This is a genomic window from uncultured Gimesia sp. (assembly GCF_963972345.1).
Taxonomy (GTDB): Bacteria; Planctomycetota; Planctomycetia; order Planctomycetales; family Planctomycetaceae; genus Gimesia.
Genome location: NZ_CAXAVM010000014.1, coordinates 26513 through 37819 on the forward strand (window position 1 = coordinate 26513; position 11307 = coordinate 37819).

The 11307-nt window shown below is 49.2% G+C and carries 10 protein-coding genes; 7 read left to right on the plus strand and 3 right to left on the minus strand.

Annotated features, from left to right (window positions below):
• The first annotated feature begins 31 nt into the window (after positions 1 to 31).
• Entirely contained in the window at positions 32 to 1489 is a 1458-nt protein-coding gene (locus tag AACZ40_RS04060; protein WP_291172671.1) for a hypothetical protein, read from the plus strand.
• Here the strand turns inward: AACZ40_RS04060 and AACZ40_RS04065 are convergent.
• Positions 1465 to 1662 carry a hypothetical protein gene (locus tag AACZ40_RS04065; RefSeq protein ID WP_291172668.1) on the minus strand — a complete coding sequence of 66 codons (198 nt, stop codon included), beginning with the start codon at positions 1660 to 1662 and terminating at the stop codon, positions 1465 to 1467. The genes AACZ40_RS04060 and AACZ40_RS04065 overlap by 25 nt on opposite strands.
• A 457-nt stretch (positions 1663 to 2119) precedes the next feature.
• On the opposite strand from AACZ40_RS04065, the gene AACZ40_RS04070 reads away from it, so the two are divergent.
• The 5 genes from AACZ40_RS04070 (at position 2120) to AACZ40_RS04090 (ending at position 8419) form a co-directional block, all read left to right on the plus strand.
• Positions 2120 to 2293, plus strand: coding sequence for a Flp family type IVb pilin (locus AACZ40_RS04070; protein ID WP_291172665.1), 174 nt, complete (start codon positions 2120 to 2122; stop codon positions 2291 to 2293).
• Between the two features lie 806 nt (positions 2294 to 3099).
• On the plus strand, positions 3100 to 3651 hold the full coding sequence (locus tag AACZ40_RS04075; RefSeq protein WP_291172662.1) for an A24 family peptidase: 552 nt from the start codon (positions 3100 to 3102) through the stop codon (positions 3649 to 3651).
• A gap of 311 nt (positions 3652 to 3962) precedes the next feature.
• On the plus strand, positions 3963 to 5012 hold the full coding sequence (cpaB, locus tag AACZ40_RS04080) for a Flp pilus assembly protein CpaB (RefSeq protein WP_291172660.1): 1050 nt from the start codon (positions 3963 to 3965) through the stop codon (positions 5010 to 5012).
• Positions 5013 to 5166: 154 nt separating this feature from the next.
• Entirely contained in the window at positions 5167 to 6942 is a 1776-nt protein-coding gene (locus AACZ40_RS04085) for a type II and III secretion system protein family protein (protein WP_291172657.1), read from the plus strand.
• A 265-nt stretch (positions 6943 to 7207) separates the two neighbouring features.
• The gene (locus AACZ40_RS04090; RefSeq protein ID WP_291172654.1) at positions 7208 to 8419 is read left to right on the plus strand and encodes an AAA family ATPase; all 1212 of its coding nucleotides are present in this window, start codon (positions 7208 to 7210) and stop codon (positions 8417 to 8419) included.
• A 16-nt stretch (positions 8420 to 8435) separates the two neighbouring features.
• On the opposite strand, the gene AACZ40_RS04095 is transcribed toward AACZ40_RS04090, so the two are convergent.
• Both AACZ40_RS04095 and AACZ40_RS04100 read right to left on the minus strand, forming a co-directional pair.
• Positions 8436 to 8762 (minus strand): hypothetical protein, encoded by a 327-nt coding sequence (locus AACZ40_RS04095; protein WP_291172651.1) that lies wholly within the window; start codon positions 8760 to 8762, stop codon positions 8436 to 8438.
• Positions 8763 to 9032: 270 nt separating this feature from the next.
• Positions 9033 to 9521 carry a DinB family protein gene (locus AACZ40_RS04100; RefSeq protein WP_291172648.1) on the minus strand — a complete coding sequence of 163 codons (489 nt, stop codon included), beginning with the start codon at positions 9519 to 9521 and terminating at the stop codon, positions 9033 to 9035.
• A 208-nt stretch (positions 9522 to 9729) separates the two neighbouring features.
• Here AACZ40_RS04100 and AACZ40_RS04105 point away from each other — a divergent pair, with 208 nt between their 5' ends.
• Positions 9730 to 11163 (plus strand): folylpolyglutamate synthase/dihydrofolate synthase family protein, encoded by a 1434-nt coding sequence (locus AACZ40_RS04105; RefSeq protein WP_291172645.1) that lies wholly within the window; start codon positions 9730 to 9732, stop codon positions 11161 to 11163.
• The last annotated feature ends 144 nt before the right edge of the window (positions 11164 to 11307 follow it).

Sequence of the window (11307 nt, forward strand, 5' to 3'; positions counted from 1 at the left end):
TGGTGAATCTACTTCTTACCGGACAGGACGAATGTCGAATCAAATTCAATCCGATCAGGGTGAACTCCCCTGGCAGTTATGCCAGGTGGTGAAACAGCAGTGGCGCGTCTGCTGCCTGCTGGCGCTGCTGGTTCTGATCAGTTTTGGAATGGCGATAAATTTTGATTTTGTCAACTGGGACGATCCCTGGTATGTCATCCATAATCCCCTGATCAAAAGCTGGGATCCCGACAATCTGCAGAAAGTGGCAACTCAGGTTGTCACCAGAAATTATGCGCCGCTGACCGTCTTCTCTTTTCTGCTGGATCATAGTGTGTACGGTCTCTGGGCCGGCGGTTATCATCTGACAAACATTCTCCTGCACCTGGTCAATGTGGTTCTCGTCTTCCTGTTAATTACCAGGCTGACCTGGAACCGGATGATTGGCTGGGCGACTGCAGCGGTATTCGCCATTCATCCCGTCCAGGTGGAAACAGTCGTCTGGATCTCTTCGCGGAAAGGATTGCTTTCAGGGGCATTTATCCTGGCATCGCTCTGGTACTGGCTCAGAAAAGATCGCACCCTGGAGCAGAATACCTGTGGATTGATCTGTTTCATTTGTGCCTTGCTTTCCAAGGCGTTAGCAGTTGTCGTGCCTGCGATTGTGTTCTGTTATGACTACTGGGTTGCGAAAGTGCCATTCCGGGAAGCAGTTAAAAAACAGGTGTTTCCCGGTTGTTGTGCCCTGTTGCTGCTGGTGATTACGATGCTGGCCCAGACCAGTGAACTGGGAGGCGTTCGCGATCACTTCGGCATGAGCAAACTGGAACTGATTTCGGTCGATACGGTGATCATGTCGAAGTACGTGCAGATGCTGCTCTGGCCTGGAACACGCTCTGTGCTGTATGACCCTCCGACCAGCGGGATCGCCTGGAACGTCACGATTTCTGTCATCTGCTGGCTGCTGACTGCGATTATGTTTGTCCGCATGGGGCGACGTCAGCCACTCATCTTATTTGCTGGTAGCACATTCATTCTGTTGCTGATACCGGTATTGAATTTATTTCCCATTACGACCTTGATGAATGACCGATATCTCTATTTACCTTCCATCCCCTTCTTTGCACTGATCTTTTCCGGTGCGATGCAGTTGCTGGAGCGATTGAGAGAACGCATTCTGGTGCCTGTTTTACCGAACATCTCGCGATCAGGCTATTTCATGCCAGCTGTTTTTGGTGTGCTGGTACTGGCCATGTTAACCCGCTTCAGCTGGCAGACAGAGCGTTATCTGATGATCTGGCGTGATGGGCTGACGCTCTGGCAGTACACTTCGAGACAAGTGCCCGAGATCCCGGTGGTACAGATTCAACTGGCTAACAGTTATCACAGCCAGGGAGATGCGCAGCGGGCTGTTACGATCCTCCAGGATGCACTGGAACAGACAGAGCCGGATGAACTGGACCGGGCACGTATGCAGCAGAAGATTCAAAATTGGTCGACCGCGAAATAATGCATCCCTGCGCCTGCAGAAATCAAAATTTCCGGGAACGGTTCCGAAGTCCTGGCAGAAATACGAATTGTTTTTTCACAGGCGATGATTGATGGAACTGCCGGAGCGGAAAAAAATTCAGGCGGGTCCAGCGGTTCTGCTGAAAATTCTCGGCTGTTGTTTTTTATCATCATGGCAGTAATTCACTGGCTGCGTAGAGTTTGCCGGGACTTGAGTGTTTCTTTATGTGAACCGGGTGTTTTTCTTAAAAAATATTTTGCAACTCTGCTTGACTGTTTTAACCCGTGACCTACTTTTAAGTGTGATCAGTTTGCTCAGCAGGATTTAAGCTGAAGCAGCGAGCACAACAGGTTTTGACATCATATCGGAAATATCTTCCGTTGTTATGTGAATTAAATATCTCCAATACCGTTTCTCTATCTCAGCTATGGGATACAGGAAATCTGCTCTTCTGAAGAGGGGGCATATTGGGAGCTTCATTTGAGGATGTAACTCAAAGAAGCAAATGTTTCGGGTGAGCTGTGGGAATCAGCGGACACATCGTGTCGTCTCTTCCCTGGCTTGGTTGTTTAGTGTCGATAAATGTGGTTCATGAATCGACTCCAATTGGAAAGAAAGAGAGCAACAACAATGAAGAATCTGACAAAGAGCATCAAGAACTTCCTGGTTTCAGAAGATGGTCCTACAGCTGTTGAATACGCTGTGATGCTGGCTCTGATCGTCATCGTTTGTCTGACTGCTATTCAGGCTGTCGGAACAAACGCCAATGCGAAGTTTGAAGAAGTACGTGATGCGTTGACCTAATAGCGGGCAATGTAGTACTGCAAAGTTAAAAGAAAATCGCTCAGTCGAATCATCGGCTGAGCGTTTTCTTGCGTATGCGATTCTCTGAAAGTCTGTTGATCGCTGTATCTGATAAGGTTTGTTTTTTTGAGTTTTACGCTGTTACGAATTTTGAGGAGAGTGTGGCATGTTTCCTTACTGCTTTGATGCCCCGGCAGGTGCGGTTTTGGAGTTGTTCATGATGATGGCTATGGTTGTCGTCTGGTTTACTTCCCTGTTGAGCTGTAGTCGCTGCTAGAATGTGTCCCGTTTAAACGCTGCGTCTCCAGGCCCATGGGGCCAGGTATCGTAGATTGTGAGACACTGAAATTAATTGTCATGCGCTCTGAATCAAGTACCACTGAATAAAGAATATCAATTGCCGTATCCGTTTGCACTCCCCTGGTCCGCTCAAGTTCTGGAGATCCGGATGCAGGTAGCAGACCAGTTCTGTTGGATCAAGGCATAGCGCAGAGTCTGCTGATACGAAAGTTTTAATACAGCAGAGACAGTCTTTCCGGATGCAGCTTCAACTCCGGCAGGCCCTCATTTCACACCCCGGCAGCAGGCCACCATAAACCAGAAAAATTTTAAGATATTCACTCCTCTGCCGCGCCTGTGACCTAAACTGAATAATAAGAATACAACTCTCATACCAGGCTGATCGTGTCGATCGTGTTTCGCATCATCTGGCAGACGATCAGAACTGAGTATCACTAACTAGCAATATCCCCAACGGAATGCTCTCAAATGCATTTCATTCAGACACGATAAGAAAGGCCATATTGATGGATTGGCAACAGTTACTTCTCGAGAATTGGCATGTTAAGTTTGTTTCCATTGTCTTGATTTATGCCGCATACATTGATGGAAAAGAACTGCGTGTTCCCAACTGGATCACCTACCCCATGGTGCTGTCCGGATTGATTTACATGACCTGGACTGGCGGACTGGCTGGACTGGGCTGGGGACTGCTGGGAATGGTCGTCGGACTGGCTACACTTCTCCCCCTGTACAGCGTTGGTGGCATGGGAGCGGGAGACGTCAAACTGATGGCCGGCATCGGTGCCTGGCTGGGTGTCAAAATTACCTTCTATGCATTTTGCGTGACTACAATCGTGGGCGCGATCATGGCTGTGGCCATGGTGCTCTACCGTAAGAACTTCTACAAGCATCTGGGGCAGGCTCTAGTGATTCTTGATGAATGGCGTTCGGTGAAGAACCCACGCGAACTGTCACGTATCGCTAAGGAACGAAAGCCAACCATGTTTCTGCTGCCTTATGGGATTCCCATTTGCATCGGATCGATTGCCTATTTCTTCTACGCAGGACTTCTGTAAGACGAAACAGGAACTCCCGCCTGCTGTGAAGACAGGGGGTGTGAGGCGAGTGCGGGCTTCAGGGTATTCGCGAGAAGCCAAGTGTTACAACCAGAATAACTTTTTCAAACGATAAAATCGTTATAAATTGAAGCGAAAGCTCTCGAAGTGCCGATGTTCTCCATGATGACAGAATTTTCTTTTTCTGTTCTCCTGTGAAAACAGATGCCTATCAGATTCGCCATTTCGGAAAACGGACTTGCATCCTGCGGGACACAAGCCCCTTTTCATCAGAGCTTCGCTGATATGTTTCTCTTTGATGGGTGACAGATATGAAAGTCAAGTCGTTGATGATGTTGGTGATCGCCGTCGGTTGTGGACTGGTTGCGATGTTGGGCGTGAGGCAGATCCTCAATAAGGATGACAAGCAGGTTGAAGTGAAAACGGCAGATGTTCTGATGACAATTGCTGAAATCCCGCCTGGTACTCCTTTAAATGAGTCCAACGTCAAATTCAAATCATGGCCGATTGATCAGGTACCGGAAGGTGCCGTGACTAAACTGGAACAGTATAAAGACCGCTCCATCAAGACCCGGGCCGTTCCGGGAGAAATCGTGATGAAAGCGAAACTCAGTGAACAAGGGGTTCGCGGAGCCTCGGTCGAAATTCCAGATGGGAAACGGGTCTTCACGACATCAGTGGATATGACCAAAACACATAGCGGTTTGATACTGCCTGGAGACTTTGTGGATGTGTACGTCACGTTCACAGCCCGCAAACCTGAAGGCGGTATGTCAACGATAACAAAAGTGATACTGGAACGGGTCAAGATCTTTGCGACGGACCATCTGACCGATGTCGGGGGTACAGAAAGTAATCAGGTTAAATCAAAGAATATTTCACTCTTACTGTCTCCCCGTGAAGGAGCCATGTTGAAACTGGCTGAGAAAAAAGGAGAAGTTCATCTCGCATTAAGGGCACAGTCTGATTCGACAAATTCAGAAGATGTGCAGTTTGATGATGACGAACTGGCTGAAGTTTTTTCGATCGACGGTAGTGAATACCTGAAAGATGGTGAAGAATCGACGCAAGGGGATGTAAAGAAAACAGAGAAACCGGAAGTGGTTCAACAGGAAAAAACGCCTCAGTCGGCGAAGCAGTTTCTGGATGAAGAACAGGAACCGCAGCAGATGACTTCAGTGGAAACCGAGGTCGAGCCACTGGAAGAACCGAAAAAAATGTGGCAGATTGAGATTTATTCCGGAGAAGAAAAAATCGTACAGGAAGTCGAACTTCTGGAAGAAGAAATCGAAGATCAGAAAGCAGCTCTGAAAGATCTGTGGGAAGTCTTTACAAACAAACAGAAACAGAAAATTAACTGAGATACGAGCCCCCCTGCTCTCTGACACAGACCGGGGGGAATTGATTGCGGGCAGAGAGAGTTCTCTCAACAAGTTATGGAATGATACCTGTTTTAGGGTGATTGCGGATAATTTCTGACATCACTCTGTAGTAAAAAAAATGTAAGGGGCACGGATGCTGGCCTTAAAAAAACACATGAGAGTGAAATGTCTGCCTGTTGTTCTCGTCGCACTGGTATGCAGCCTCATTGCATTACAGGCGTATGCCCAGGACGAGCAGCCTGCACCTCCCGGTGCGAGTGAACCTGTCGTACAGATCACATCTGAAAAGATGAAGCTGGAAGTGACAGAGAAGTTCTCCAAAATCCTCAAATTCGCGGGTAAGATCAAACGCGTGGACGGATTTGATCCGACTGTTTTGAGTGTCTCAGCACTCACTCCCAATGAGCTCCGCATCCAGGCCCTGATTCCCGGTGTGACCACACTGGTCATTACTGATGAAAATGGCAAAGTCTACACGATAGAGACATTCGTGAGTGGCGATGCACGTCACCTGCAGGCTTACCTGAAGGAACTGTTCCCCACTTCGTCTGTGACTGCCATCAAGGTTCAGGATTCGGTTGTCTTGCGTGGCTGGGTCACAGAACCTGAAGCCATCACGGAAATGGTGGAAATCGCCGAGCAGTTTTTTCCGAATGGCGTGTTAAATCAGATGAAGCTGGCGGGAGTACAACAGGTCCTGCTGAAAGTCAAAATCATGGAAGTTCAGCGATCGAAAATTCGGCAGCTGGGCGTCAACTGGCTGTTTTTGAATCAGTCAGGTTATGCTTACAGTACGCCAGGCAGCCTGGTTCCCATCACCGGTATCACCACCCCCTTCGGCGGGCCACCGGCAATTACCGCATCACAGAACCTGATCAGTGGCACGTCACTGGGTTTTGGACTGGTGGATGGTTCCAGTATTTTTCAGGCGTTCATCGAAGCACTGAAGAAAGAAGCACTGCTGAAAATTCTCGCGGAACCGGAACTGGTGACAACCAGTGGTCGCCCTGCCAACCTGCTGTCAGGTGGTGAATTTCCGATCCTGGTTCCTCAGAGTCTGGGTACCGTCACGATTGAATGGCGTGAATTCGGGGTCAGAATGGAAGCCGTTCCCATTGTTCTGGGGAATGGTCGCCTGCGACTGGAAGTTCAGCCTGAAGTGAGTGAACGCGATTTTTCCAACGCGGTTCAGGTAGCCGGAACCACCGTTCCCGGATTGACTGTCCGCCGCGCTAATACAGCTGTCGAAATGAATTTCGGCGAAACCATGGTGATTGCCGGTCTGATTTCCAGCCGCAAAACTGCTGAAACATCCAAGACACCCTTCCTGGGAGAACTCCCCGTTGTGGGAGCAGCCTTCCGTCGGGTCAGATACACCGAAGGCGAAACCGAACTGGTGATCATGGTGACTCCGGAACTGGTTTCCCCACTGAAATCGGGCCAGGTTCCCGCAGGAGGTCCCGGCCTGTTTACCGCAACACCCACCGATCGCGAGTTGTATCTGGATGGCGTGCTGGAAGTACCCAACTATGGGGATGACTGCCCTGACTGTCAGTATTCCATTCCCGGACCGATCAGCCCGGAATCGATGATGATTCCCGATCATGTACTGCCACCCACTTCGGCCTCCCAGGTACCTCCTGTTCCGGCGGCTCCCAGCATTCACTCTGAAGAAATCAGGAAACCCTCATTGTCTCCCGAGAATGTCAAAGCATTACAGGAGCATGAAAGAATGCAGAAAGCAACTCAGAAGCCAGCAACGGCTGCGAAAGTGCCAGATCTTTCCAGTCCGCAAAATAAAGAATGGAAAGCCAAATCAAAAACTCCTGAACCGAACGTGAAAGCTAGGGCACCCAGCTTAAGTTCTCCGACCAGTAATCAACCGGGACTGATTGGACCGGGTAGCTAGAGCTGTTCACATTTAATTAAAGTGTCATTCAATCTAGATACTCGATCCAGATGGTCTGACAGACGCTACGGTAATACGGGACACAACCCGGATGGGAAACTGTTTCAGTTGAAAGTCATTCAGACAGGAATTGCTCGGCGTGTACGGGAGTGCAGATCCGTGTGGCAGGATCATTTTTGAAAAGATTCAAAAAGTGGGCATTCAAGTTCGATACTATTAAAAGAGACAGTAGAAAAACCAAACCCTAAGTAGAAGTGATCAACGAATGAGTGGAGTTGTCCGGCTTTCGATTATCGATCCCAATGAAGCAACTCGCAATGAGCTGAAGAACATGCTGATTGGCGTGGATATGGTCTGGCTCGAAGCGGAGTGCAGCCGCTATGAATTTTTCACGGAGGTAGTTTCGCAGACCAAGCCGGACATTGCGCTGATTTCACTGGACGCGAATCCGGAGATGGCATTAAATCTGATCGCCCATGTCACGCGTGATTTACCCAGCTGTAACGTGATTGTCGTCAGCAGTTCTCAGGAAGGCAGTCTGATCTTAAAAGCCATGAGAAATGGCGCTAAAGAATTTCTGGGGTTCCCGCTGGTACTGGAAGACTTCCTGTCTGCCTTAAACCGAATTCAGATTACCTCGGGTAAATCAGAAGGAGAACATAACGCCCCCCGTTCCAGCCAGGTCATTACCGTTGCTGGTGTGAGTGGTGGCGTTGGCTGTACTTCGCTGGCGATCAATCTGGCCTGCTGCCTGGCAAGCCATGATCATAACAGTGTCGCTGTGATCGATCTGGATCTGGCGCTGGGTGATACGGATGTCTGGTTGGATATCATACCGGATTACACCATTCAGGATGTCGCTGAAAATATTTCGCGACTGGATTATTCACTGTTAAAACGCTCGTTGACCAAGCATGCGTGTGGGGCTTTCCTGTTACCGCGTCCCGTGCAGATGGATATGTCGATGCAGATTACGACCGAAGTCCTCCGCCGTATCATTGCTCTGCTGCGCGCGACGTTCACACATCTTGTGATTGATGTCAGCAAGTCTTATAACAGTCTCGACCTGGCCGCGATGGAGTTATCAGATACTGTGCTGTTGACGGCGCAGCTGGATTTGCCCTGCCTGCGAAACGTCGTGCGACTTTCGCAGTTTTTTGATACCAATGATCATATCGCAGAGAAAATCAAAGTCGTCATGAATCGACTGGGACTCGAAGATACCCAGATCAGTGTGAGTAAAGCACTGGAAACGATTGGTCGCGAAATTTTCTGCCAGATTCCCAATGATTATGCAACCATGGTAGAATCCCGTAATAACGGCATTCCCCTGGTGATGCAGGCTCCCAAAGCAAAACTCACCAGAACCATTATGGGGCTGGCTGCGAGTGTAAGTGGGGAATCAGCCTCTGAGCAGGAAGATTCGGTTTCGCGAAAGAAGAAAAGCCTGTTCGGTTTTTTGAATAATTCCAAATAACCTTTCAGAGCCTCTGTCAGGCATCCAGATCCAACTGCGTGCCCCGGTTGCCTTCTGCATCAGGATGACGAGCGGTGTGTTCTTCCTGCTCGTCCGTTTCGCGATGAGGCCCCTGCTCTGCTTCTTCTTCATGTCCCAACGGCATGCGGCCATCGGCATCACGGTCTCCCGATTCGGGGGGATCACCGACATCATGCAACTGATGGTCAGTCATCTCTTTTTTATCGATCGACATGTTCTGCGCCGCTGCTTCGGCTTTTTCTTTGTCGATATTGGCGTCGCTCCGTTGCGCACCGGCAAAAGAGCTGTTGATATTAAGAGCACCCGGGTTGATCGAACTCATGGGGACAGATCCTCCAACTGAATTGAAACCGTTTCAACATCAGGTAGAACGTCTGAAGTGGTTGACTCTAATTGAATGACAGACTTAATTGGATAAAGATACTGAAAAAATGTCAATAGTGCTTTGTTAAGCTGGAAATTAAGGGTTGGGGGTGTTGTTTACGTGCTCCGTTGTCGCACTCCAGTGATATCCATCAATCCCAAATTTAAAATGACACTCCAACAGGAATTCGATGTTCCCCGGTTTTCCCGTCATTGTTCAGGGAACCAGCTATTGTTCTGCCTTCCAGGAATTCAAAGTCAGATGTGCCTGTCCCTGATGGTGAGTTTCATGCCAGCACAGGATTTTTAAAGCCATTTCGTTGGACCAGCCTCGTTCCTGCAGGCCTGCCGGAACCAGTTCCAGGTCGGCTTCCCCGATCAGCTGAATCGTCTCCAGAAGATGATCACGGGTCTGGTTTAATGTATTTTGGATGACCTCCAGTGTGGGAATCTCGTCACCCGCCGTACTTCCCTTCTGGTACAGTGGAAACAGGTCGGATAGTGTCGACTCAGTTTTTCGCAGCCGATCTGTGGCAAATAATTCTTCGGTAATGGCAATATGCATGATCTGCCAGGCAATCGTGGCCCTGCCGGGGCCAGGCCGAAATGCCAGGGCCGATTGCGAATCAGGTAGTGTGCTGATCTCATCGACTGTTTTGAGTGTCATGATCCGGTTGAATTTCAACAGTTCCACGATGGTGGCAATCTGAATGCTCATGTTTTCTGTATACCTTTGAAGCTCGCAGGGCGCTGGTAGTTGTAAAATTCTTTTTTAGATCATATACATCACCGTCTCTTTACGAAATGTGCGTGACTATAATATCGGGCAGATCGCTGTTATACTCAGCCGTTTTAGCTGTTTTGCCGATCACGACAGTTAACAGAATGTATGTTTTTTCAGTTATATCATAAGGAAACTGCCTGGCATGGGAGTCTCGGCAGAGAAGTACCAGCAGAGTCTGGACTTTTTATTTGGTCGTCTCAATTATGAACGAATGGGGAGTAGCAAGTACTCCACCAGTGATTTTAAATTGGGGAGGATGCAGGAATTACTGGATTGCCTGGGAAACCCGCAGTCACAGGTTCCCACGATTCATATTGCGGGAACCAAAGGGAAAGGTTCCACCTCCGTAATGATTGCGGAGATGCTCTCAGCAGCCGGTTTTCGCACGGGTTTATTCACTTCGCCGCATATCACCTGTTACGAAGAACGAATTCTGATCGATGGTCAGCAGATCGAACCGGAACAACTGGTCGACCTGGTCTCAGAGCTGATTCCGGTTGTCGCGCAGCTGGATCAGAAGACTGGCAATATGAGCCCCACTTTTTTTGAATTGACGACAGCTCTGGCCTGGATGCATTTCCAGACAGAACACGTTGATTATGCGGTGATGGAAGTAGGCCTGGGAGGACGGCTGGATTCAACAAACGTCTGCGAGCCACTGGTGTCCGTTGTGACCAATATCAGCTATGACCATACGGCGCTGCTGGGAAATTCCATCGAACAGATTACGCGTGAAAAAGCCGGGATTATCAAACAGGGTATTCCCGTCTTCAGTGGGGTCACACAACCGGAGGCTAAGGCTGTCCTGGAAGAAGTCTGCCGGGAAAAGCAGGCTCCCCTGTTTCTGTTGAATCGGAATTTCATGCGACTGGCAGAGACTCAGCCGGGTGTCCAGCTTAAGCAGTCTGAAGATACCAGTCTGCTATCAGACAGAAATCAGCAGAACATTCACGTAAAAACTCCCTGGTCCCTGGTCGAGCAGATTCCGGTGACACTTCTGGGGACCCACCAGTTGACCAATGCGACTCTGGCGGTGACTGTGATTGATTATTTACGTCAGCAGGGAGTTCCCCTGGAAGACGGGCAGATGCGTCAGGGGATGTCGCGTCTGAAATGGCCGGCCCGGATTGAACTGGTGCAGAAAGATCCGCCGGTGATTATTGATACGGCTCATAATGGTGCTTCGATCCAAGCGCTGGTTGATACGCTCGCTGCCAGTTTTCCGCAAATGAATCGGATTCTGATTTTTGCGGCGACGAAAGATAAAGATGTGGGAGAAATGCTGGCTACGCTGCTGCCTCACTTTCAGACAGTCATCCTCACGCAATACCTCTCGAATCCCCGGCGTATTCCGGTAGAAGAATTAGTGGATCTCACCCGATCCACTCAGCAGTCGACAGGAAATACTTCGCAGGTCATCATCACGCAGAGCCCTGAGGCCGCATGGTTTCGGGCGAAAGAAGTTCTGACTGGCGATTCCCTGGTGTGCGTCACTGGCTCCTTTTTCATCGCAGCAGAATTACGTGAGTTACTGCTGGGGACAACGGATGAAGTTCTGGTAACAGAATCATGTTGATCGTGACGAATCTTACTGGTCGCGTCTACTCGATTTCCGGCAAACAATAGCAGCAGCCAGTTCTACCTGCTACAGAGCGAAATCAGTTCCAAGAATTCCCGTAAAAAAAGGGCAGGACACTGAAACGTCCCGCCCTTCTATTAA